The 24,729-nt window shown below is 55.6% G+C and carries 17 protein-coding genes; 8 read left to right on the top strand and 9 right to left on the bottom strand.

What is annotated here, in order from left to right; genetic code table 11:
- Positions 1-116: 116 nt before the first annotated feature.
- Together U5A05_RS18505 and U5A05_RS18500 are read left to right on the top strand one after the other, a co-directional pair.
- The gene (locus U5A05_RS18505; RefSeq protein WP_261739342.1) at positions 117-650 is read left to right on the top strand and encodes a gluconokinase; all 534 of its coding nucleotides are present in this window, start codon (positions 117-119) and stop codon (positions 648-650) included.
- Positions 651-735: 85 nt separating this feature from the next.
- Positions 736-2,088, top strand: a complete 1,353-nt coding sequence (locus tag U5A05_RS18500) for a GntP family permease (RefSeq protein ID WP_261739341.1) — start codon at positions 736-738, stop codon at positions 2,086-2,088.
- 104 nt (positions 2,089-2,192) lie between these two features.
- Here U5A05_RS18500 and alaC read toward each other — a convergent pair whose 3' ends face one another.
- On the bottom strand, positions 2,193-3,401 hold the full coding sequence (gene alaC, locus U5A05_RS18495; protein WP_321834268.1) for an alanine transaminase: 1,209 nt from the start codon (positions 3,399-3,401) through the stop codon (positions 2,193-2,195).
- Between the two features lie 199 nt (positions 3,402-3,600).
- Here alaC and U5A05_RS18490 point away from each other — a divergent pair, with 199 nt between their 5' ends.
- Entirely contained in the window at positions 3,601-4,092 is a 492-nt protein-coding gene (locus U5A05_RS18490; protein WP_261739339.1) for a GyrI-like domain-containing protein, read from the top strand.
- On the opposite strand, the gene U5A05_RS18485 is transcribed toward U5A05_RS18490, so the two are convergent.
- The 4 genes from U5A05_RS18485 to U5A05_RS18470 all read right to left on the bottom strand — a co-directional run bounded on the left by U5A05_RS18485 (position 4,089) and on the right by U5A05_RS18470 (position 7,556).
- On the bottom strand, positions 4,089-4,595 hold the full coding sequence (locus tag U5A05_RS18485) for a GNAT family N-acetyltransferase (protein ID WP_321834267.1): 507 nt from the start codon (positions 4,593-4,595) through the stop codon (positions 4,089-4,091). The genes U5A05_RS18490 and U5A05_RS18485 overlap by 4 nt on opposite strands.
- Positions 4,596-4,715: 120 nt before the next feature.
- On the bottom strand, positions 4,716-5,894 hold the full coding sequence (locus U5A05_RS18480) for a GAF domain-containing sensor histidine kinase (RefSeq protein WP_261739337.1): 1,179 nt from the start codon (positions 5,892-5,894) through the stop codon (positions 4,716-4,718).
- A gap of 147 nt (positions 5,895-6,041) precedes the next feature.
- Positions 6,042-6,347 (bottom strand): PepSY domain-containing protein, encoded by a 306-nt coding sequence (locus U5A05_RS18475; RefSeq protein ID WP_261739336.1) that lies wholly within the window; start codon positions 6,345-6,347, stop codon positions 6,042-6,044.
- 87 nt (positions 6,348-6,434) lie between these two features.
- Positions 6,435-7,556 carry a glycerophosphodiester phosphodiesterase gene (locus U5A05_RS18470; RefSeq protein ID WP_321834266.1) on the bottom strand — a complete coding sequence of 374 codons (1,122 nt, stop codon included), beginning with the start codon at positions 7,554-7,556 and terminating at the stop codon, positions 6,435-6,437.
- Between the two features lie 204 nt (positions 7,557-7,760).
- Here U5A05_RS18470 and U5A05_RS18465 point away from each other — a divergent pair, with 204 nt between their 5' ends.
- Positions 7,761-8,084, top strand: coding sequence for a DUF2025 family protein (locus U5A05_RS18465; RefSeq protein ID WP_261739334.1), 324 nt, complete (start codon positions 7,761-7,763; stop codon positions 8,082-8,084).
- Between the two features lie 13 nt (positions 8,085-8,097).
- On the opposite strand, the gene U5A05_RS18460 is transcribed toward U5A05_RS18465, so the two are convergent.
- Positions 8,098-8,631 (bottom strand): DUF1003 domain-containing protein, encoded by a 534-nt coding sequence (locus U5A05_RS18460; RefSeq protein WP_261739333.1) that lies wholly within the window; start codon positions 8,629-8,631, stop codon positions 8,098-8,100.
- Between the two features lie 34 nt (positions 8,632-8,665).
- Positions 8,666-9,745, bottom strand: coding sequence for a diguanylate cyclase (locus U5A05_RS18455; RefSeq protein WP_261739332.1), 1,080 nt, complete (start codon positions 9,743-9,745; stop codon positions 8,666-8,668).
- Positions 9,746-10,025: 280 nt separating this feature from the next.
- Here U5A05_RS18455 and U5A05_RS18450 point away from each other — a divergent pair, with 280 nt between their 5' ends.
- On the top strand, positions 10,026-11,051 hold the full coding sequence (locus tag U5A05_RS18450) for an MBL fold metallo-hydrolase (protein ID WP_261739331.1): 1,026 nt from the start codon (positions 10,026-10,028) through the stop codon (positions 11,049-11,051).
- A gap of 14 nt (positions 11,052-11,065) precedes the next feature.
- On the opposite strand, the gene U5A05_RS18445 is transcribed toward U5A05_RS18450, so the two are convergent.
- The gene (locus U5A05_RS18445) at positions 11,066-11,383 is read right to left on the bottom strand and encodes a helix-turn-helix transcriptional regulator (protein WP_321834264.1); all 318 of its coding nucleotides are present in this window, start codon (positions 11,381-11,383) and stop codon (positions 11,066-11,068) included.
- A gap of 76 nt (positions 11,384-11,459) precedes the next feature.
- Positions 11,460-11,702, bottom strand: a complete 243-nt coding sequence (locus tag U5A05_RS18440; protein ID WP_321834262.1) for a hypothetical protein — start codon at positions 11,700-11,702, stop codon at positions 11,460-11,462.
- 74 nt (positions 11,703-11,776) lie between these two features.
- Here U5A05_RS18440 and U5A05_RS18435 point away from each other — a divergent pair, with 74 nt between their 5' ends.
- Genes U5A05_RS18435 through U5A05_RS18425 form a run of 3 tightly spaced genes read left to right on the top strand, consistent with a single transcriptional unit; the run spans position 11,777 to position 24,721 of the window.
- Positions 11,777-13,495: a ShlB/FhaC/HecB family hemolysin secretion/activation protein gene (locus U5A05_RS18435; protein ID WP_425262888.1), complete on the top strand. Its 1,719-nt coding sequence runs from the start codon at positions 11,777-11,779 to the stop codon at positions 13,493-13,495.
- Positions 13,496-13,525: 30 nt separating this feature from the next.
- Positions 13,526-24,358: a two-partner secretion domain-containing protein gene (locus U5A05_RS18430; protein ID WP_321834260.1), complete on the top strand. Its 10,833-nt coding sequence runs from the start codon at positions 13,526-13,528 to the stop codon at positions 24,356-24,358.
- Positions 24,359-24,721 (top strand): hypothetical protein, encoded by a 363-nt coding sequence (locus U5A05_RS18425; RefSeq protein ID WP_321834259.1) that lies wholly within the window; start codon positions 24,359-24,361, stop codon positions 24,719-24,721.
- Positions 24,722-24,729: the final 8 nt, after the last annotated feature.

The raw sequence follows: 24,729 nt of genomic DNA, 5'->3' as shown, positions 1-24,729 counted from the left end.
CACCGCGTCTCCCCATAAAAATGAGAAATAGACGTCGGTAGCCTAGGCTTTGTGCTTTGCTTTCAAGTATTGAACGCATGGACAAAGACAGCGCTGTCTACGGACTGAGGTGTTTCATGAGTCAACCTATTACTGCTCTGGTCATCATGGGCGTCGCCGGCTGCGGCAAGTCCAGCGTTAGCCAGGCACTGTGCCATCTCAATGGCGCAACTCCGATTGAAGGTGATGCGTTTCACCCAGCGGCCAATATAGACAAAATGAGTGCCGGTATCCCCCTGACCGATGAAGACCGTGCCGGCTGGCTAGACAGCCTGTGCGATGAATTGCGTCGTGCGGTTGCTAACGGCCAGCGCCCGGTCCTGACCTGCTCGGCGCTGAAACTGCGTTATCGCGAGCGCTTGCGCAGTGCGGTTGACGGTTTGGGCTTTGTGTTTCTTGAGCTCACCCCTGAAGTCGCTGCTGCTCGAGTGGCCGATCGTCCGGGGCACTTTATGCCCAAGACGCTGATCGACAGTCAGTTCGCTGCGCTTGAGTCACCGACCAATGAGTCATTGGTACTGACCTTGAACGCAGGTGAGATGAACGTTAAGCAATTAGCGAGCGCTGCCCGAGACTGGTGGTGCGAGCAGACGGTAATGGCAACTTCATGATGTTGTTTCAAACAGATAGCGCTATCTGCCTCGGCCGTAGCGGCACACACGTACTGGATAACAACAAAAAGGCAGGAGACGCCCCATGCTAGGCATGTCCCACAATACGTTTCTGCTGCTTGACGCAGTAGTGACCATCATCGGCTTGATCGTATTGATCACCCGATTCAAGCTGCATCCCTTTATCGCATTGATCATTGCGTCGGCATTTTTGGGCCTGACGGCCGGTATGCCTGCCAATCTGATCATCAAATCGTTCCAGGACGGCTTTGGTGGTGTGTTGGGCTTTGTCGGGATCATCCTGGCGCTGGGCACCATGCTTGGCAAAATGATGGCTGACTCTGGCGGTGCAGATCAAATCGCCCGTACCTTGATCCGTGCATTCGGCAAGGAAAAGGTGCAGTGGGCGATGATGTTTGCCGCATTCCTGGTCGGCATTCCGCTGTTCTTCGAAATCGGCTTTGTACTGTTGATCCCGCTGGTGTTTATCGTTGCGCGCCGCACCGGTGTCTCGATCATCAAAATCGGTATCCCGCTGCTCGCCGGTTTGTCGGCTGTACACGGGTTGGTGCCGCCGCACCCGGGCCCGTTGCTGGCCATTGGCGTATTTGGTGCCGATATCGGCAAGACCATTTTGTATGGCCTGATCGTTGCGTTGCCAACGGCGATCATTGCCGGTCCTATTTACGGTACGTTTATCGCTAAATACATTCCCGGTCATGCTTCGCAGGAGTTGATGGACCAACTGGCGAGCGAGCCGGAATCAAGCACGCTGCCGAGCTTTTCCATCACCTTGATCACTGTGCTGCTGCCGGTGTTCCTGATGTTGCTCAAGACGTTCGCGGACGTTGCGCTGCCGGATGGCAACTTCTTCCGTGTGTGGATGGACATGATCGGTCACCCGATCAGCGCCCTGTTGCTGGCATTGCTGCTGGCGCTTTACACCTTTGGTGCTCGTCAGGGTATTGATTCAAAACGCATCCTGAAACTGCTCGACGCGAGCCTGGCTCCGACCGCTGCAATCATTCTGATCATTGGTGCAGGCGGCGGCTTCAAGCAAATGCTTGTGGCTAGTGGTGTGGGTGACGTGATCGGCCATATGGCGGTGAACGCGCAAATCTCACCGATCCTGTTGGCTTGGCTGGTGGCTGCGGTGATTCGTATCGCGACCGGTTCTGCGACCGTAGCGACGATTACCGGTGCGGGGATTGTATTGCCGGTAGTGGACATGATTCCGGGTGTAAACCGCGAGCTGCTGGTGCTGGCAACGGGGGCGGGGTCGTTGATTCTGTCTCACGTCAACGATGCGGGTTTCTGGCTGGTGAAGCAGTACTTCAACATGACCGTGGCTGAAACCTTCAAAACCTGGACCGCGATGGAAACCATCCTGTCGGTTGTAGGTTTGATCTTTATTCTGCTGCTGTCGTTGGTGGTTTAACGAGTATTTGTAGCCGCTGCCGCCAGGCTGTTTGAAGGGCCGCAGGCCCTTCAAACAGGGTTGCCGTGCAACCCATCGCAGCCTACGGCAGCGGCTACAGAAACTTAGCTGGCGCTCAAGCCGTCAGCCCGGAACATAGCGCGAATACCGCGTAGCGCCTGACGAATGCGATCCTGATTTTCAATCAGGGCAAAGCGCACATGATCGTCGCCGTACTCACCAAATCCTACGCCTGGCGACACACAGACCTTGGCATCCGCCAACAGCTTCTTGGCGAATTCCAGCGAGCCCAGGTGCGCGTAAGCCTCGGGAATCTTGGCCCAGATATACATCGAAGCTTTCGGGTTTTCGACCATCCAGCCCAGTTCATGCAGCCCTTTGACGATCACGTTGCGGCGCTGACGGTACTGTTCGGCAATATCCTTGACGCACTGCTGGTCGCCTTCGAGCGCAGCAATCGCCGCCACTTGCAGCGGGGTGAAGGTGCCATAGTCGTGGTAGCTCTTGATTCGCGCCAGAGCATTGACCAACTCCGGATTACCCACCATAAAGCCAATGCGCCAGCCTGCCATGTTGTAGCTTTTTGACAGGGTGAAAAACTCCACCGCGATGTCCTTGGCGCCCGGCACTTGCATGATCGAAGGGGCTTTCCAGCCGTCGTAGACGATGTCGGCGTAGGCCAGGTCGTGAACCACCAATACATCGTATTGTTTGGCCAGGGCTACCACGCGCTCGAAGAAATCCAGCTCAACGCATTGCGCCGTGGGGTTGGACGGGAACCCCAGGATCATCATTTTCGGCTTGGGGATCGAGCCGCGAATGGCTTTTTCCAGTTCGGCAAAAAAGTCCACGCCAGGGATCAGGGGCACCGAACGCACCTGGGCACCGGCAATCACGGCACCGTAAATGTGAATCGGGTAGCTGGGGTTGGGCACCAGCACGGTGTCGCCTTGGTCCAGAGTGGCAAGCATCAAGTGCGCCAGGCCTTCCTTGGAACCGATAGTGACAATGGCTTCGTGCTCGGGATCAATCTCGACGTTGTAACGGTCGGCATACCAGCGTGAAATAGCCCGGCGCAGACGCGGAATACCACGCGAAGTCGAGTAGCCGTGCGTGTCTTCACGCTGTGCGACAGTGCAGAGCTTTTCTACGATATGGGGTGGCGTCGGGCCGTCAGGGTTACCCATGCTGAAGTCGATGATGTCTTCGCCCCGACGTCGGGCGGCCATCTTCAGTTCAGCAGTGATGTTGAAAACGTAGGGGGGGAGTCGATCTATGCGCGCAAAGCGTCGCGGCGAACCTTGGTCTGCCATGTGTGCCTCTGATACGTAAGCGCCCGGAACCGTCCGAGCGACGTTGACCACTGCGGTGGTCTGAACAAAACAATACTGGCGATGATGGCCTTTTGTCTAGATGCCGCCAGGGTCTATTTTTTCGCGGGTACGACCAAGCTGCGTTTTTGTTCCTATACTCAATTGCTGTGTTTCCTACTTACTCGATCGAGCATGTCCCATGGATCAACTAAAAAAGTTCGAACTGCCAGCTCCGCGATTTGCCAAAGGTCAGTTTCAACTGATCGCGGGCTTGGGTGGGCGTTTCACTCAGGAGACCTCTGATCGAATTCCTCATTTGTGGGACCAGTTCATCCCGGAGATCGGAAAGGTGCCAAGTCAAATTGGCGAGGAAACCTACGGTGTTTGTTGTAATCCGGATGGCGAAGGCGGCTTTGAATACATTGCCGGCGTGGCTATCAGCAAGCTGGACGACCTGCCTGAGCGGTATCGCTGGATTGAGTTGCAAGAGCATGCCTACGCGGTCTTCGAGCATCGCGGCCCACTGGATACTCTTGCACAGACTTTTCAGGCGATTTGGAACGACTGGCTGCCCAACTCTGGCTACGAAGCGGTTGATGCGCCCGAGTTCGAGCGCTACAGCGCAGACTTCAATCCTGACACCGGCACAGGGGTGGTAGAGATCTGGCTACCGGTTAACAAGCCCGCTTAACCGGCCTGTAACAGCCGCGGCGACATGGGTTTCAGCGACAGCACCAGACGTCGTTCACCGCGATAGGCCTCGCCCTGCTCGACCCACCCCTGGCTCAGGTAAAAAGCCAGGGCGCTGGCGTTGAACGGACTTACAGACAGCATCAACTGACGAACTTCGGGCCAAAACCGATGAATGGCCTGGGGTAGTTCGCGCAGACAGGCTTTGCCTAATCCTTGGCCTTGCATCCGACTGTCGACCTGCAGTGCGTGCAAGGTGGCGCTGCCAGTTTCTGCCCAATGAGGCAAAAGTAGTTGGCGCTTAAGGAGTAGAAAGGCCACCGGTAGTTCATCGGTTAGCAGTGCCAATCCTTTGATCCCGTCATGTGCTTGGGCAGGCAGCGAGTGCAGAGCCGACTCGATATTGCCGCAAAAAGCGATTTGCTCAGGATGAACCTCAATCCCCAGCAATTGTTCGCGCTGGAGAGGGGTGAGGGCTTCATAAGCGCAGAGGCGGATGTGCATGTCGGAATTCTGTCGGGGCGCAATGGGAGGTAGCTGACGCTTTACATCAGTTACCGCTGAACAGTGCGTCAGTTTCTACTTATCCCGAGCCCAAATACAGATTTTTTCGCAGGTCGACCTTCAGGGCAGCGGCAGGCTAAAGGTAAAAATCGTGCCGTTTTCTTCATCCGAGGCTACTTCCAGATGGCCGCCGTGGGACAGGGCTATCTGGCTGGCAATGTACAGCCCAAGGCCAAGACCGGCTTGCGGTGTGTGGTTGGCCGAGCGTGTATAGGGCTTGAAGATATCGGGCAGGAGTTCGGCCGGGATGGGTTTGCCTTGGTTCGAGACCGAGAGCCTGAAAACCCCATCCAGGATCAGGGCTTCAACCCGCACCGAACCGGTGAGAGAACCATGGGTAATGGCATTGGCCAGCAGGTTGGAGAGCAGTTGAGCCAAACGGCCACTGTCACATTGAATGCCTTCGAGTGGTCCGATGTCAGACTGGATCCAGCGGTCGGGATGAACGCTTTGTACTTCCGAAACCACGTGGCTGAACACTTGATCGAGATCGAGGCATTCGCACAGGGTTACGGGGATTCCGCTGCCGAGGCGGCCTCGAGCAAAGTCCAGTACGTCCTCTACTAACTGCGATGCACGATGACCGCAAGTCAGGATGTGCTGCACCAGAACATCAGTTGACGGGCTGGGGTGCCTGCGTAACAAACACTCGGCGGCTGTGGTGATAGCGAATAACGGGTTGCGCAAGTCATGGCCGATAACGGCGATAAATTGCTCGCGCAACTCTGCATTTTCGCGCTCCTGTAACAGCGCCGTTTCGGTACGCTGCAGGCTTTCTTCAGCGTCAATTTGCAGAGAAAGCAGACGTGCAAATGACTCCATTGTGGACTGGATGGTGCTGGCTTTGAGGCTTGCTGGATCTGGGTCAAGAGCGCACAGAGTGCCAAAAAAACTGCCGTCGGTACGCCATACCGGAATCGTGATGTAGCTCTCGAAACGATACAGTTTTGGCGTGTGATGGTGCTGGTACAGCGGGTCTGTACTGGCGTTGTCGATGATGATCGGCAGATGCGAGTTCATGCTTTCAAAGCACAGTGTGCTGACTAGATCCAGTTCCCCACCCGCCTGCAAACCAAAGCCCAGGTTGTCGAGTACCGCACAGGCGGTCCAGGTGGTCTGGGTGACTCGGGCAACGGCGGCAAAGCGCATACCGGTCATTTCAGTGATGACCTGCAGGATCGCAGGCACAGCACTGATCCGGTTAATTGTTGCAATATCGTCTGCCGCGCCTTGCGCCATGGGAAATGCTCTTGCTTAAAAAGTTGATTTTAGCCACAACACTTGAGCAAGGTACAAATTCATGGGGTATTTGTATAAATTTCTACAGACAAAACAAAAAGCCGCGCCCTTCATAAAGAGTGGCGCGGCCTTTTTATTTAAATTAACTCAGGTGTCTTGTTTGTCCTGCAGCACTTCAGCAGTTTTTGCGTCGAGATCGACGTCCCACTTAATACCTTTGCTGTCGCGCAATTCAACTTCATAAACCAGTTTGCCGTAGGAGTGATCAAGCTCGGTGTCGAGAATGGTCGCGCCCGGATGTTTATCCAGCGCTGCTTGATTCAACTTTTCAAATGAGGTGATTTCACCCGATTTGATCAGGCCAGGAATATGGTCAGGGCGTACATCGGCCTGGGCAACACCAGCAGTCAAGGCCAGGGCAACAGTGGCGAATACTAGATTAAGTGATTTCATGTTGAGTCCCTTGGGGTTGATTTGTTTAAGTGGGCTCAGACTACCCGGCGCAACTTAACTCATCCTTAATTTTCGCCCTGTTACTTGCTAGTAGCCATTTTTTTCCAGCAGTTGGTTAACGGTTTGTGGTGCTGGACGCTGGAAGTACTTGAGCAGTTCACTGGCACGGTTAGTGAAAATGCCGTCGACGCCTGCGGCCATTGCTTTTTTGAAGTCCACAGGTTCGTCGAGGGTGTACACGTGCACCAGCATGCCTTTGTCGTGGGTGGCCTTGTTCATCCACGGCTGGATCAGGTCGGCATAACTCTGGTCACCGCCGTGGGTGAGTGCTGCCGATGGGCCTGTGCCGATTGCTCCGTTGGTCTTGGCAATATCAAGCCATCGGATGAACTCTGCCTGGTCTTTGGGTTGCTGCTTGGCGTAGTACGCGGCTTTATCCTTCTCGCCAGAATCGGCGAAACTGAGCGTGGTCTTGGGCGTAATGGAGTCTTCACCCACCCACAGCAAGAGGATTTTTGGTGTGTCGGGCATTTCTTTTTGCAACAACCCAAGGCTGCTTTTCTCGAAGGTTTGCAAAATCACCCGGCCTTTGCCCTGACCGACCTGCGGTTCCGCTTTCGCTCCTGTCGCAGGCTCAAGCCAGCCTCGTTCGTTCAGCTTGTTTTTCAGGTCGTGTTCAATACCCGGAAATTGCTTGGGTTCTTTGGTTTCGATGTACAGGCCCGGTTTGTGTTGCGGATTGCCTTGGGCGATATCGATGATTTCGTCCAGAGTCAAAATCGGCAGTCCTACGTAGGATTGACGTGCGCGTGTCGGGTAAGACTGGTTGAACCAACTGCCTGCATCCAGGGTTTTAAGTTCTGCGAGGGTAAAGGCGCTGGCGGGGCTGTCTTTGCGCTCCGGGAATTTTTTGGCCACATCGGTGGTACGTAACAGGCTGTTGTCATGCAGCGCAAACAGAACACCATCCTTGCTGCGTTGCAGGTCCATTTCCAGATAGTCGGCGCCCAAGTCTCGGGCCAGGGTGTAGGCTGCTGCGGTTGATTCCGGGGCATCGAATGACGCACCCCGATGGGCAATAACTGCCGGGTGCGGGATACCGTGAGCGTTGGCTTGTGCCGCTTCAATGGTGTTTACCGCGCTGGCGGTTTGTACGCCGCTCATGGCCAGGATCAGTAGCAGGGCGCTTTTGCCAAAAGTGTCAGGCATTGGTTGAATTCCTTTCAATCAGAACAATAGGGGGCCAAGCGACGGGCAGATCGACATGGACCTGTGTAATGTTTTTTTTGCGATTTTTCCTGCAAATGTGCAGTACTCTTGGGCGCAGCAGCGTCCCCGGCAGAGGGACAAGCATCAAGTCTTGCGTGTAAACCATCGTTCCAGAGCCCTTGGGGCTCGTTAGTGAGGTTTACCATGCGTATCACTTCGCAACTAATCTGTCAGGCCGCCGATCTACTTAACGGTTTTGTTGGTTTCAATCGTAAGACAAGCCAGCACATTGTCCGCTTTAGTGAAGATTCTTTCGGGATGGATGTCGCTGACGACAACATCACGCCTACCAGCGAGTTTGTTTGGCAGTCTGCTGGCGCAGACACCATGACCCTCAAGCGCGAGTTGATCCAGTTATTGCTGGATCAAAACATCGACGACCGTCTGAACATTACCGAGCCTTTACGTGTGTATATGCAGCGTCAGGACGTGCCTGAAATTTCGGCCGTGCGCCGCTGTATAAGCTGAGTGCCTGCAACCCTCAGGACTCTTTGCGCACGAAGTGTTGGTGCATTTCCGTGGTCAGGCTTTCAATCCGCTCGGTCAACTGTTTGGTCATTTCGGTTAGCCGGGTGTTTTGTTCCAGCAGCGTCATGATCTGTTCTGTGGTTTGAGCCGCGGCGGCTTGCCGTTCGGTATTGGCCACGGCCAGAGCCTCGCGGTGCTGGGCATCTGCATCGGACTGGGCCTTGTCGCGCGCGGCTTGGCGCGTTTGAGCGAGCAGGATCAAGGGCGCGGCATAGGCCGATTGCAAGCTGAACGCGAGATTGAGCAGGATGAACGGATAAATATCAAAGTGCGCCACGCCAAACACATTCAGGCATACCCATATCACCACGATCAGGGTTTGTGCGCCGAGAAAGGCCGGGGTGCCAAAGAAGCGCGCAAATGCTTCAGCCCTTAAGGCAAACCGGTCATTGCCGAAGGTTGGCGCCAAGTGCTCGTAGGCCCGATGAAAACGCAAGTGATCGGTTTTCCTTGTGGGCGCTGGAGTGGCTGTATCTTCAATGGCCATAGGGCTCTCTTCTGGTTTCGCTTGCGTGATGGGTTCAACCGGAACTGCCGCTCAAAACCGACTCTGGAAGTGTGTCTGCGGCACCAACACTGATTTTGTTACGGCCCGTGTTTTTTGCGATGTACAGGGCTTTATCGGCTTCGTTCAACCACATGTTGGCGTGCAGGAACTCGGGGCGGCAGGTGGCTAGCCCAATGCTCAGGCTAACGTTCAGGTCAGGTTCGTCGCAGTATTGAAAGTTGGCGAACACATGGCGCAGCCGCTCCATGATTTCCGTGGTTTGGGCCAGCGAACGGTTGGGCAGGATGACGCAGAATTCATCACCGCCATATCGCCCGGCGAGGTCTTCGGCACGCAAGTTATTCTTGAGCTCCTTGCTGAGCTGGCGCAATACACTATCGCCCACGATATGTCCGTAGGTGTCATTGATATTCTTGAAATGGTCGATATCAATCAGTACCAGCGTGGCAGTGGAATGGTTTTCTTGGCACTTGAGGAAGCTGAGCTGTAACAGGTCTTTCCAGTAGCCGTGATTAAGCAGACCGGTAAGGCTATCGGTACGGCTGAGGGTGCTGAGTGTCCGCTTATGTTCCGCCAGAGTGATTGCCAGGCCATAACTGACCATGCCTACAGCGAAAGGGTAAAGGATCAGTACGGGCACGCAGGCATAAACTTGCAGGCTGGTGGTATGGGGAGTAAAGGCAATACCGAACAGCAACGACGCAATCAGGGCACCTGCCAATTGCGCCAGCGCTCCACGGAGCAGCAATTTTGGGCCACCTGCCGCGACGTTATGCATCATCATCATCGACACAATGATAACCGTTGGCAGAGGATTGAACTGAATGCTCGCAGCCCAAAATCCCCCACACAGAGAATCGATCAAAATATTGCGGCGTTCAGCCCTATACGGATACGTCGCACGTGATGACAGCTGATATGCCAAGTGCGGCCATGCAAACGCATTGATCAGCAGCAGTACCCACACCCAGGCAGACCTGTCGAGCGGATAGAGAGCCGCCATCAAGCCGATGCCGCCAAACCCAGAGCCAATGATCCGTGGCGCATAAATGCGCTTGGCGAACGACAGACCTTTGCCTCTTTTATTGTCCATGGTTATCTGCGCAAGATGTTTGGGCTGAGTATCCGGCAACTGCTTGGTAGTCTCTGGCCGATTGTTGGCTTGCTGATAAGCATTGTCGAGAATACATCGCAGATATGTTGTTTTTTTTGAAACGATTTTTCGGTCTCTTCCAGCCCCTGAGGTAGAGACCGACCCTGTGGTGCAAGTTAAGCAGTGTCTGCTACCACTACAGGCGTTCATAAAATGACGATCAACCTTTCATGGACTGAAAAGCAAGTTAATACTCACTTTTTCACTGGAGCCTTCAGCCATGGCACTCGACTCACACAGTGCAGAGGGACCTAAACCCGCTGAACGTCATCAAGGCGCATTTTTGAATGATGGCGTAAGACCGTCCTCCAGCCTGGGCAAGACCTTGGGTATTTTCTGGAAAATGATTTTTCAAAAGCCTTCGGATACTCGTCCGGCAGGTGTGATCCCGGTCAAGTCACTGACTCGTCAGCAGTTGGATGCCGCACCGAATTTCAGTGTGTATCGGCTGGGGCATTCGACCTTGTTGCTCAAGCTCAACGGCAAATACTGGCTGACCGATCCGGTCTACGCAGAGCGTGCCTCACCGTTCCAGTGGGCTGGCCCCAAGCGTTTTCATGCGCCACCGATCAGCCTTGATCAGCTTCCTCCTTTGGAGGCAGTGATACTTTCCCATAATCACTATGACCATCTGGATCAAAAAACCGTGTTGCGCCTGGCAGCCAAAACACAGCATTTTTTGGCGCCCCTGGGTGTAGGGGATTTGCTCATCAAGTGGGGAGTGCCGGCCAGTAAAGTTCAGCAACTGGACTGGTGGCAGGACACCCAATGTGGAGGCATTCACTTTATCGCGACCCCGTCCCAGCATTTTTCAGGCCGAGGTCTGTTTGATCATAACCAGACGCTTTGGGCGTCCTGGGTGATGATTGTTGATGAGGTACGGATTTTCTTCAGTGGTGATTCGGGGTATTTCGATGGTTTCAAATTGATCGGTGAGCAGTTTGGGCCGTTTGATCTGACCTTGATGGAAACGGGCGCCTACAACGTTGACTGGCCGCATGTACACATGCAGCCCGAGCACAGCTTGCAAGCCCATATCGACCTGAATGGACGCTGGTTAATGCCTATTCACAACGGCACCTTTGACTTGGCCTTTCATGCCTGGTCCGAACCCTTTGACCGGATTGTGGCGTTGGCAGAGCAACATAATGTGCTCATCACAACGCCGCAAATGGGGGAGGGATTCAACCTGATGCAACCTCACAAAGGTCGTGCCTGGTGGCTTGAGGCGCACACTGGCGGGTAATCAAGGTCGTTCTTTTACTCGATCATGGCAAAGTCATCGCGGCCCATCGGATCTGGCGTTGTGCCGCGAACATTGCCTCCACGGCCGGGTGAAAACCCGGGGAAGAACACCAGCCCTTGCGCTTCCAGACTGTATGCGAGGGCCAGGCGAGTGACATCGCGTACAGGCGCTCCGGCTTCAAAGCGTTGAATGGCGGGCACTGAAACGGTGGACTGTTCACTCAGGTGCTCGAAACTCCAGCCAAGCATTTCACGGGCTTGCGCGCAGTGCAGTGGAGTAAATTGATTAATGACGATGCGTTCATAAGTGCTGCGCATGGCTGAATGGGGCATGGGGGTTCTCCAGAGCTGAGTCAGTGCTTGAAAAAATACTGTGTTTTTATACAGTTATTTTTATCGTGGATCAAACTCATTTCTTGATACGTGCTGGCCGGTTAAACCAGCTGCCCAGCCGTTTTTTTGCAGGTTTTTGCGTGTGACGTAAGGGTCGAATATTTCGATAATGAGGGTCACGTAGCTGGTTTACACCCCCCCCCGCATTTCCGCCCGCCTGGCAACCCAGTTCGAAGATTTCATCAATAAAGAAATTTCTTCGCTCATCCCAGAAAAGTCCTAAATCTTTTATTTCAACGAAGTCTAAGAATTGCCCCATTCAGGGACATTCGGACGCTCTTGCCTACGAGTTAGCCCTACAGCCAGGTTAGCAAGTGATGGATGGAGTGCAGCATGTCGGTATCTCACCTCGGGATGAGGTTGTTATCTCTGGTTTTGCTCGGTGCCTTGGCAGGGCAGGATTCGGCCATGGCGGCTCAAGTGACGACGCCGGGTGATCAGGACCTGATTCGCGACCGTCAGGAGCGCCTGCTCGAAGAGCAGCGACGCCGACTTGAGGAACTTCAGGAGCTGCCTGGTAAGCCTATTTCCTCTACGGCTCCAGCTCAGGCAGCCGACAGCCGCTGTTTCCCTATTAAAAGCATCCAGCTCAAAGGCGCCGACAGCCTGCCTGCCAGTGAGCGCGAGTCTGTGCTCAAGTCATATATCGGGCAGTGCCTGGGCGTCCCCCAGCTCAACGAGTTGCTCAGGATTATCACTAACCACTATATCGACAGGGGCCTGGTGACCAGTCGTGCGTATTTACCGCAACAGGATCTGTCCCAAGGTCATCTGCAGGTGTTGGTGGTGGAGGGCACGCTCGAAAGCTTCAAGGGCGCCGACAACAGTCAGCTGTCGATGCGCGAACTGGCTATGGCTTTTCCCGGTCAGGCAGGTAGTCAGCTCAACTTGCGGGAAATCGAACAAGCGATTGATCAGCTCAACCGTTTGCCATCCAACCAGGCACACATGGAATTGACGCCGGGCAGTGCAGTGGGCGGCAGCTCGGTTTTGGTAAAAAACGATCCACAAAAGCCCTGGCGCGCCAGCCTGTCGCGCAATAACGACGGCCAGAAGAGTACCGGCGAGCAGCAGTGGGGCACCGGGTTTGAGTGGGACAGCCCGTTAGGTCTTGCGGATCAATTGGTTCTGCGCGGTGGCCATGATGCGATCAGTGATCATCAGAAAGCGTCGAAAAACGCGATGCTCTACTACAACCTGCCGTGGGGTTGGTGGAACTTCGGTTATAGCTACAGCCAGAGCGATTACCGTTCCGTGGCCCAAGGTGACGGATTTGACTTCAAGCAAACCGGCGACAGTGCAAACCATCAACTGCGTGCAGAGCGGGTGGTTCATCGCGATGCGCTGAGTAATACCTCCCTTAACGTCGGTTTGGCACATATACGTTCCAACAACTACGTCGAAACCTCGCGGCTGCAAAACAGCAGCCATCGTTTGAGCGAGTTTCAGGTGGGCATCAACCACGGTCGGCGAATCGCCAATGCCTTCGTCAACCTTGATGCCGGTATGCAAAACGGTACTGGCGCCTTTGATGCTCAGGGCAATCACCACCCCAAGCCCGGCATGCCAGATGCCCGCTACCGTAAATACACCGCCACCCTCAGCTATTTGCAGCCCTTCAAACTGTTGGGCGAGTCTTTCAGTGTGACCAGTCTGGCCACCGGCCAACGCAGCGAGGATGTGCTGTTCAGCCCGCAACGCATGAGCCTGGGCGGCTCAGCCTCTGTGCGTGGCTACAAGGACCAACAGCTTTCCGGCGACAGCGGCGGTTACTGGCGCAACGACCTGCGTTGGTCGCGGCCTGTGACCCTGGACTGGCTGCGCCCGGTATTCACCGACTACGGCACCAGCTTCGGCTACGACCAAGGCGTGATTCGCCACGGGCGTTACAACCGAGAGCTCAGTGGCCGAGTCTCCAGCAACTCGCTGGAGCTGTTTGCCCGTGGCCGCCATCTGAGCGCCAACGTGACCTTTGCCCACTCTCTGGAACGACCGGATGTGCTCACCAAGCGCGAAGCGCCGATCTACTTGCGCATGGATTTCTTCCTGTAATTCAACGTTTTGCTGCATCGAGAAACTGACATGGATGATCGTCATTTAGCTTTTTTGGCCCGCCAGCCTTCCGCTGCACTGCAACCCCGGGAATCCTTTGTGGGAATGCCCAAGCGTGGTCTGGCCTTTATTCTGGTCAACGCGATTTTTTGGCAGCCACTGCTGGTGCAGGCCGCAGACATCGTGGTCAGCGGGCCAGGTACCAGCCTGGGGGCCGCGGGCAATGGCGTCCCCATCGTCAATATTGCTGCACCCAATGGCAGCGGCTTGTCGCACAACCAGTTCAAAGACTACAACGTCGGTGCCAATGGCCTGATCCTCAACAACGGCATCGATCGAACGCAGTCGACCCAGCTGGGTGGGATCATCCTCGGCAACCCGAACCTGCATGGCAACGCCGCCAACATCATCCTCAACGAAGTCAACGGTGGCAGTCCCAGCCAATTGCGCGGCTACACCGAAGTAGCGGGGCAGTCGGCCAAGGTGATCGTGGCCAACCCCTACGGCATCACCTGTAATGGTTGCGGTTTTATCAACACCCCGAACGTCACGTTGACCACCGGCAAACCCATCCTCGATAACGGCCGTCTGGATCGTTATCAGGTTGATGGCGGCGCAGTGACCATCGACGGTCAGGGTTTGAACGCCAGCAACGTCGACCGCTTCGACATCATCACCCGCTCGGCGAAAATCAACGCGCAAATCAATGCACGCAACTTGACTGTGATCGCCGGTCGTAACGACGTCAACGCTCAGACCCTGCATGCCACCGTGCGCGCAGATGATGGCAGTGCCGCGCCGCAGTTGGCGATTGACTCCAGCGCCTTGGGCGGAATGTACGCAGGCGCCATCAGGCTGATCGGCACCGAGGCCGGTGTCGGGGTGAAACTGGACGGCACCTTGGCTGCTAGTGGTGGCGATATCCACCTCGATGCCAATGGACACTTGAGCCTGATCCAGGCCACAGCCAGCGGCGCGGTCAAGGTCAAGGCCGCAAGCCTTGATGCCCAAGGGGATGTGTACGCGGGCACCGCACTGGACATGCAGGCTCAAGGTGATTTCACTAATCGTAAAAACCTCGCGGCCCGCGACAGCATCAAGCTCTTAAGCGGCGCACAGTTGATCAACAAAGGGATCATTGAAGCCGGGGTCAATGCCGATGGCACGCGCAACATTGCCGGCGATGTGCAGATCAATACACAGACACTGACAAACACGGATGCCAGCATCATCGCCAGCCGCAAACTGACGGCTAGCGCCCAATCCCTGAGCAACCAAGGCGGCACATTGAGTGCCAAACAGATCGCTAACATCAGCGCCGGCACGCTGAATAACCAGAACAAAGGCAGGGTTCTGAGTAACGGCAGTCTTGATTTGCAAGCTGATCGGTTGCTTAACACCCAAGGGCTGGTTTCAGCTAACAGCATCAATGCCCGGGTCGGGAGCCTGGATAACCGTAATGGCATGCTCAATAGCCAGGGGCAGATGGGTTTGAGCATTGACGGTAAATTGCAAAACCAGAGTGGTGTGGTGATTGCTGACGGTAGTACGCATATCACTGCCGCCAGCCTTAACAACAGCAATGGTCAAATTTCCAGCAAGCAGAACCTCAAGGTTAAGGTACAGGATCTCAACAACCAGCAAGGTCAGTTGATCGGCCAAGGTGTTGTCCACCTGCTCGGTAACTCCTTGGATAACCGCCAGAGCGGTCTGGTCGGCGGCACTCAAGGGGTGTTGCTTGATGTGGCAGATATCGATAACCGTGGCGGCGAAGTCACCAGTCAGGCTGATGTCACGTTGACCGGCAATCGTCTTGACAACAGGGGGGGCAGGCTCTCCAGCCAAAAAGACAGCAAGCTTGTCTTTGGCTCCGGTGTAGACAACAGCCAGGGCCTGATCAGCAGCGAAGGCTTGTTGAGCATGTCGGCGGTGACTCTTGTCAACAGTCTGGGCAGGCTGTCCAGTGGTAGCCAGCTCAGTGTCACAACCAGCGGTGCCCTGGATAACCGGGGGGGAAGCCTGGTAACCAACGCAGCTCTCGACGTGCGCAGCGCCAGTCTCGATAACAGCGAGAAGGGCACTCTGAGCGCCATGAAGGCGCTACAGATCACCACCGGCGCGTTGGATAACCAGCACGGCGGCAGCATAAACACGGCCGATACCCTGGCTATCACTGCGGCGCAACTGGACAACCGTGATGGCACTATCGTTAGCGCCAAAGACCTGACCGCCAGCGTCACAGGCCTGAATCAGCAGGGCGGGCAACTGACCAGTAACACCGCACTCACCCTGGACCTCAATAACGGTCAATTAAACAATCAGGAAGGCCTGATCAACGGGCCGCTGCTGGTGCTGAAAAACCTCAAGGACGTGCACAACCAGGGTGGCGAAATCTCCAGTCGCCAAGGCTTTACCTTGGCGGCGGACAATCTCGACAACAGTAATGGCCAGCTCCTGAGTGATGACGCACTGAGCCTGCGCATTACACAGGCCCTGACCAACATCAAAGGCCTGATCGCTGCGGCGACGGTGGATGGGCGAGCGGCAGACCTGGATAACACCTCCGGCTCCCTGACCAGTCTTGGCGATCTGCAACTGGATGTTCAGGGCCTGCTGAGCAACCGGGGTCAGGGCCTTATCGAAGCTGGCAATACCCTGACGGCCAACAGTGGCGAGTTGAACAACCAAAATGGTTCGTTGCTGGGCAAGGCCATCACACTGGACTTCGGTACAGCAACGGGCGATCTGAACAATGCGGGCGGTCTGATCACCACCCAAGGTCCCTTGACCCTCAAGCATCTGCGTGACCTGAACAACCGTGGCGGCGAAATTTCCACCACGCAAACCCTCAGTCTGAGTGGCCGCAACCTTGATAACAGCACCGGCAAGCTGATCAGCAATAACCTGTTGGCCATCAATGGCCACAACCTGCTCAATCAGGGCGGACTGATCTCCGGCTGGCAGGGCTTGAGTGTCACCGGTGCAACGCTCGACAACCGCAACAGCGGCAAGCTGTCCAGCCTTTACGGCAACCTTGATGCACGCCTCAGCTCCAGCCTTCTTAACAGCGGCACAGGTGCCCTGGTCAGCCAGAAAAACCTGACCGTTACAGCGGGTAAACTGGACAACAGTGCCAAGGGCAATATAACCAGTGCTGGTGCCCAAACCCTTCACGTCAGCGGCTTGCTGAACAACGCCCAAGGCGGTGTGATCGACAGTGGTGCGGCCCTGGACTTGAGCGCGCATGACCTCGACAACACTACTGGCAGCATCAAGGGCACCACCGCCACAATCCTCGACCTGGCCGGCACCCTGACCAACACCCGCGGCAAGCTGTCCAGTGGCGGCCCGCTGCTGATCCAGCGGGCGATGCAGATCGACAACCAGGGTGGTGAACTGGTCAGCCGGAGCTTGCTGACCCTGTTGACTGTTGGCCTGGACAACCGTAACCGCGGCACAGTCGCGGCGGATGGCAGGTTGGAAATTAGCGCCAGTGGTCTGGTGAAAAACAGCAATGACGGCCTGATCTACAGCCAGGACGCCGACCTGAAACTCACCGCCAACCGCCTGGATAACGTCAAGGGCAAGGTGCAAAGCAAGATCAGCCTGCATCTGGATATTGCCGAAGATCTTGATAACCAGGGTGGCAAACTGATCGCCCAAGACGGTGACCTCAACCTCAAAGCCACCAATCTGGACAACCGGGGTGGCGAACTGGCCAGCCTCAAGGCTGCCCTTGATGCTCGCGTAGTCGGCGTACTGCGCAACGACTTGGCAGGTGTTATCCAAGGTCAGCGCTTGAACCTGAACGCGGGCAGTATCGATAACGCCGGCGGCCGCATCTCCGCACAAACTGGGGATGCCTTCATTGCCACCGGGTCTTTCGATAATCGCGACGGTAGCCTTTTCGCCAAGGGCTTGTTGAAAGTTACCGGCAACTCCTTTGACAACAGCGGCGAGCTGGGCGGGCGTGTCGCTGCGCAACAAGTCAGCCTCGATCTGAGCGGCGCCCTGAACAACCATAAAGGCATCATCGAAAGCGCAAGCGCTCTCAATGTTAGCGCCGCCAGTGTAGATAACCGGGCAGGGCAACTGCGTACCGTGGGTAACAGTGGCAATACCCTGTTTCAGATCGGCGGGTTACTGGATAACCGCGACGGCAGCCTTGAAAGCGCCAACACTAACTTGACGTTGCTCGCGGGCAGCTTCCAGAACGCTGGCGGCAAGGTACTGCATTCAGGCAGCGGCACCTTCGCCATCGATCCGTCGCTCCTCGACGACGTGGGTGGCAGTCTGGTGAGTCGAGGCGGCATGACCCTCAACCACGACACCTGGACCAACAGCAGTGTGATTCAGGCCGCACGCCTGACAGTCAACGTCAACAGTCTCAATCAAACCGCCAACGGTCAGTTGCTCGCATCCGAGCGCTTTGTCGGCATGGGCGGGAACTGGTCCAACGACGGATTGCTCGCCAGTGACGGCAGTCTGCGCCTCAACCTCGATGGCACTTACTCGGCCAAGGGCCGAGTGAGCAGCCTTGGAACCCTGGACTTTGGCGCTGCGCACATGAACCTCAACGAAACCGCCACCCTGGCCGGTGGCGGTGATACCTGGGTCACTGTGGGGGGGCAATTGAACAACGCCGGGCGCCTGACCTCTGCGACTGACCTGAGCTTAATTGCTGGGGATGTGACCAACACCGGCACTCTGGGCGCAGGGGCCAACCTGACGCTCAGTACCGGCACACTGCTCAACCGCGACGGTTTTATTTTCAGCGGCGGAGACATGCAGTTGCTGGCTTCCAGCTTCACCAACGCCTATGCACAGGTCTATGCCCTAGGTGACGTATTGATTGCCAGAGACTCGGACCAGGCCAAAGCCGACTTGCTGGACAACCGCTCGGGCAATATCGAGAGCGCGCAGAACCTGACTATCAGTGCAATGACCGTCAATAATGTCAGGGATGTGCTGGAGTACTCGGCCCATGAAAAAAGCTCGGTGACTATTACTGAGCTCGATTGCAATGCAATACCCATCGCAGGCTGCGACTTCCGCAGTGGTGGCCGTCGAAACGGGTTGTGGCAAATTGATGAAGTCGACAGCCTGAAGATTACCCGAAGCACGCTTGCGTCAATGTTGAGCAGCGGTGCGGATCTCCAGATCAACGCTCAGACACTCAATAACCACAGCAGCACCATCGCCGCCACAGGCAACCTGACCGCCAGTGCGGACACTATCAACAACCTGGGCGTGCAAGGGCAGGAGATCAAGACCACTCGCACTTACTGGAGCTTTGTTTGGCAGATTTTCGCAGCCGTTCCGGCGGCGGCCAATTTCAATGCCAAGAACAGCCCCGCTCCCTCGGCCACAGTCGAAGCAGGCCTGAGTTATTTTCTTGGCCTGATGGGCGGCGGCAAGCTCTCGCACACCACCAGTACCCAGAACATCGAGGCTCAGTCGTACGACGCAATTATCCAGGCCGGAGGCAGCGTCAACCTCCATGCCGAGCAGAACATCAATAACAGCGTTGTACGGCCTTTCTACGCCTACGTTGCGGCTGGCCATACACCAACCGATACGGGCGCAGGGAGTGGCTACTCCACGGCGATCTACATCAACTCCCAATTGCCACCTGATATGGCTCAACAACAAGTTAACCCGGTAGGGCTCCCCGGTTTTAGCTTGCCCGAGGGGCAGAACGGCCTGTTCCGCCTGAGCGCACAAGGCAGCAGTACCCCGGCAATCAATGGTCCGCAGAGCTGGGCCTTGGGCAGCGCCAGCGTCGCAACTGTAGACCGCTCGCCAACCACACCGATCGACCTCGGGGCTGTAGCAGGCTCCGCAACCTCAGTCGACGGCCTGACCATCAACCGCGTACAAGGCTTGCCTGACGCAAGCACCGTATCCCGCCCGCACAAGTACTTGATCGAAACCAACCCGGCACTGACCAGTCTCAAGCAATTTATGAGTTCGGACTACCTGCTGTCGAAGTTGGGTTACGACCCGGACCAAAGCCAGAAACGCCTGGGTGATGGCTTCTATGAACAACGCTTGATCCAGCAAGCCGTCACCGTCCGCACCGGCCAACGCTTTATCGACGGCCAAACCAGCGATGCGGCGACGTTCAAATACCTGATGGACAACGCCATCGCCAGCAAGCAGGCGCTTAACCTGTCCGTGGGTATCACCCTGACGGGCGAACAGGTAGCGGCCCTGACCCACGACATCGTCTGGCTGGAAAACGCCACGATTAACGGCGAGCAAGTACTGGTGCCGGTGTTGTATCTGGCCCAGGCCAACAAGCGCCGCGCGCCTGACGGCGCATTGATCGCCGGTAATGACGTTAACCTGATTGCAGGCAAAGACCTCAACAACCTTGGCACCCTGCGTGCCACCGAAAACCTCTCGGCCAACGCTGGCAACAACCTTGTAAACAGCGGCCTGATCGACGCTGGTAATCGCCTCGACCTGTTGGCGGGCAACAACCTGACCAACAAGGCGGGCGGCATTATTGTCGGGCGTGACGTCAGCTTGACGGCCATCAGCGGTGATCTGCTCAATGAGCGCACCGTCACCAGCCATAACAGCAGCAACGGCTACCGTACCGAACGCACGGACTTTGTGGACAACGCCGCTCGCATCGAAGCGGCGAACAACCTGACCCTGCAAGCCGGGCGCGACGTCAACAGCGTGGGTAGCGTAATCAAAAGCGGCGCTGACACCGCCATCAAGGCTGGCCGTGACGTTAACCTTATCGCCACAGAACAACGCAACAGCCAGGTCGCCGGCACACTGTCGCGCAGCGACAGCACCACTCAATACGGCTCAGTCATCGAAGCGGGCCGTGACTTCCAGATCGTTGCGGCGCGAGACATCAGCGCCATCGCCAGCCAGATCGAAGCCGCACGCAACATCGCCATGGCCGCCACCGGTGACCTGACCCTGGCCTCGGCGACGAACGAACAACACAGCTCGCTCAATACCAAAAAAGTCAAAACCCGGGACGACCATGTCAGCCAGGTGTCGACCACGGTCAAGGCCGCAGGGGACGTGACGCTGAGCGCCGGGGAGGATTTGGCATTGGTTGCCAGCCGGGTTGAAACGGGGGGTGAGGCTTATCTGGTGGCGGGTGGGAATCTTGAACTGAAGGCCGTAGAGGAACAGGACTACAGCTTCTACAGCAAAACCAAAAAAAGCTCTTCCGGTAAATCCTTTCGCCTTAACGAAACCGACGCCCACACCAACGTTGGCAGCCTGGTTATCTCGGGTGGTAACAGTACCTTGATGGCCGGCGACGACTTACTGCTGCAAGGCAGCGCGGTAAATGCCGAGAAAGGTGCCGCCAAATTGATTGCAGGCAACGATATCCAGATCCTTGCCGTCAGCGACTCCAGCAATGCACGTCACGAGAGCAGTAAAAGCAAAAGTAGTTGGGGGGGGCTGAACTCAAGCAAGGTTAAGGACAAGATCAGTGAAACCAGTACCACAGCAGTGGGAAGCATGGTTTCGGGTGACACGGTTAGCGTGACTGGCGGGAAAGACGTCAAAGTAACAGGCTCGGCATTGGTCAGTACCGATGATCTTGCTGTTCAAGCTGGGCGTGATCTGACCGTTGATGCAGCCGTAAATACGTTCTCGCGCACCGAAATGCACAAGGAGAAAAAGCGCGACCTGACAGGCGTTCTGACCGGGAACAACCTTGGGCTGGATGACATTACCGGTAACCAGCACCTGTCCATCAGTAGTCAAAAGCAAAACGGTACAGCTCAGGAGACGACCCTGGCGGGCAGCACTATTGGCTCCAGCACTGGCAACGTAACGTTGATCTCCGGGCGTGAGTTGACGGTGAATGCCAGCGATGTGGTCAGTACCAAGGACATGAGCCTGAGCGGTTCCAACGTCACAATTGCCGCTGGTACCGAAACCGCGCATCAGACGAGCAAAGACAGCTCCAAGAGTCTGGCGGTCGGCCGGGTGGTGGGCGGCATGGCGGTCGATACGGTCAACAGTATTCGTAACGATATAAGGGCTTCGCAGGAGGCTGACGACAGTCGTCTCAAAGCGGTCAAAGGTGCGCAAGCATTGCTTTCGGTTTACAACGCCGTCGGCAACAAGGATGCCAGCGCGGCAAGCGTGTCAGAGGGCAAGCCTGCCAACAGTGGCGGCTCGGTGATTAAAATCGGCACCGAACTGGCATCAACCAACAAGAAAAGCAGCAGCGAGTACAACGCCGAAACAGTCAAGCAATCCACCCTCAACAGCGGTGGCAGTCTGGCAATTGTCGCAACGGGCAATGCGCCAGACACCAAGGGCGATATTCACGTCATTGGCAGCAGCATCAAGGCCGCTGACACACTGTTAATGGCGGAGAATGACATTACCCTGGAAAGCGCCCAGGAGCGGAAAAATTGGGACAACCAGAATAAGAACGACAAAACCAGCATTGGCATCAGCTTCAATCTGGGTGAGCAATCAGGCTTCACCCTTGACCTTGGTGCACAAGTAGCCAAAGGCATTGGTAAAGGCCATGAAGTCAGCCAGGTCAACAGTACAGTCGATACTGGGCTTCTGGTGCTCAAAAGCGGTCACGACACCATGCTGGCTGGCGCACAAGTGCGGGCAGATGCCATCAAGGCTGATATCGCGGGCAACCTGAATATGGCCTCGCGTCAGGACGAAGCCAGTCAGAAGAACAAACAAACCAGCGGCGGCATGGGCGCGAGCATCTGTGTGCCGCCATTCTGTGTAGGTGCCCTGGTATCGGGCTCCGCAAATATCGCTGGCAGCAAAATGAACAGCGATTATCAGGCCGTGACCGATCAAACGGGCCTGTCTGCAGGCAAAGGCGGTTACGAGATTAATGTCGGAAAAAACACAACGCTTCAAGGCGCAGTGATTGCCAGCGATGCGACGGCAGACAAAAACCTCCTCAGCACTGATCGTTTATTGGTCAGTGACATCAAGAACAAAAGCGAAATAAAAAGTCAGGCCGGGAGTTTGAGCTATTCCGGAGCCATGGAAGGAGGCGGGGTTGATGCACGCTCGGACGTTGGCGGAGCGATGCCGGTGCTGCTCAAAGACTCCGAGAAGAGCAAAACCTACAGCGCGGTAAGCGAAGGCTCCATCACCGTGCGCAACCCAGATGGGGCCAATGATCTGGTGGGTCTGAGTCGCGACACCACCCACACCAACCAACGTCTGGATAGGCCAGACGAAAAGGCGATGCAAGAACGCATCGATCTGATCCAAAGCTCAGCGCAGCTGGCCAGCAGCGTGATCAGTACAGTGGCTAAAGCCAAGGCGGACGCTGCAACTAAATTAGCCAATGAAGCAACTACCCCAGAGCAAAAGCAAGCGGCTGCGATTGCACAGGATAACGCCAATAGCTGGAAGGTAGGAGGCGATAAACGGCTGATGGCTGATATTGCCTCGGGCCTTATCGCAGCTGGCCTGGGTGGAGCGACGGGAAGCACCACTGTAGGGATTATTGCGAACACGTCGTCCAGTGGGATTTTCAAAAAAATAGGTGATTACTCTACCGAGCAAAGAGATAAATCCACTGACAGTGCAGTCAAGGCAGCCTGGGATGAAGGCGGAGCAGCACGTATTTTGCTGCATGCATTGGCGGGTGCAGCGATAGGTTTATCGAGCGGCAGTGCGCAAAGCGGAGCTTTGGGGGCTGGGGCGTCAGCGGCGTTGATGCCGTCCATCGGCCAAGCTCTGGCTGACAGTGGAATGTCAAAATTGGAACAAGATGCTGTTGCCTCGTTGATTGCGACCGGTGTCGGAGCTACGGCTGGCTCGGGTAAAGGCACTGGTGGGGCGGTTGTGGCTGGTGGGGCTGGATTTGGTGTCGAGGCCTTTAACCGACAGTTGCATAAGCAACAAGAAATTCCGGTTCTGGAGAAAAAAGCTGACGAGCTGGATAACACTTTAGGTCAGCCAGGTTCCAGTGCGCGTTGGATAGATCTGTTGATGATCGCTGCGGGAGGTTCAGTTGATGCTGCTGACGAAGCACGTTTGAACGGGTTGGTCTTGCAGTCCCAAGGGAATGACCCTGAGTCCCAACGTTTTATGGAAGACTTGGACGTTGCCAAAGGCATTATTGATCAGCTGGCGGCACAGAAAATTCCTCTGAAATGGAACGATGGAAGTCAGATTGTAGCGAATGGCGAAAAGGTCTTTGCATTTAACTCAACAGAAAAACAGTTCAATGACTCCACGTTATTCAGTTCATCGGTTTCACATGGTCAAGGAACAGTTTATGACCAATGGCGTCAGTACGGGCAGGAACAAACCAGCGAGCATTCGAAAGAAATTGGCCAGTTGTCCAGTGCTGAGTCTAAAGTAAGGGATGCTGCTCAGCGGTTGTCTGATTTAGCCAGTAAAGGAGTTTTGACGGTTTCACCCGAACTTGATGCTGCTATGCTGCTGATGCCAGCAGGTAAGGGCGCAAAGGCTGTAGTTGAGACGGTTCTGGAGAAGATAGCCGCTGGGAAGGCTTCTGCGGTTGTTGGTGCAAAAGCAAATGTGGGGTCCATTAGTCACATCTCTGGAGTGAATCTTCCTAAAAGTCAGTCTAAGATGATTGCTGATTTTGAAGCAGCAGGGTACCCAACAAAACCAGTAGTTTCTCCGACCAGCGGAAATGTGGTCGGAACTCAATACATCTTGCCTGATGGTTCGCGAGTTCGGGTGATGCAGGCGGATGGTCGAAGTCCCCAGCGCGCATCATTCGAGAACGCTAATGGCGGACCTGTTGATCCTACTACTGGAAAGCCGCCGCAGCCCCCGCAGGGTTTATCGAAGGCTGAACGGAAGCAGTGGATTAGAGAGCGTACGCATATTAAACAGGTGGACTAAATGATGAATACACTCTTGCAAGCTGTGGCTCTTTTGTTGCCTATGAAAATTGAAAGAGTATTTTGGGATGGCGATACTTTGATGCTTTTTTCGGCGGGTTGGAGCTTTCGGACTGAGAGTGCGTGGCGTGTGTCTAAGGGGGGGGAGTTGCTGTTCGCTTGTTGGGATGACGATGCCCTTGACCATGTTTCTGAGCTTTTAGGCTTATCCATTGTTGAGGTAGGTTGGCTTATTGATGCTCAGCCAATTGATCCATTCTTTAAATTGTCTGACGGCCGCGTCTTGAATACATTTTGTTCGTCATCAACTGAGCCTTGGCTTATGGAGTTCTCGGATGGGGCCGTTTATTTAGGGAATACTTAATTTCATAA

Source organism: Pseudomonas kulmbachensis (assembly GCF_963681935.1).
Classification (GTDB): domain Bacteria; phylum Pseudomonadota; class Gammaproteobacteria; order Pseudomonadales; family Pseudomonadaceae; genus Aquipseudomonas; species Aquipseudomonas kulmbachensis.
This window is presented reverse-complemented; position numbering and strand designations above follow the sequence as displayed.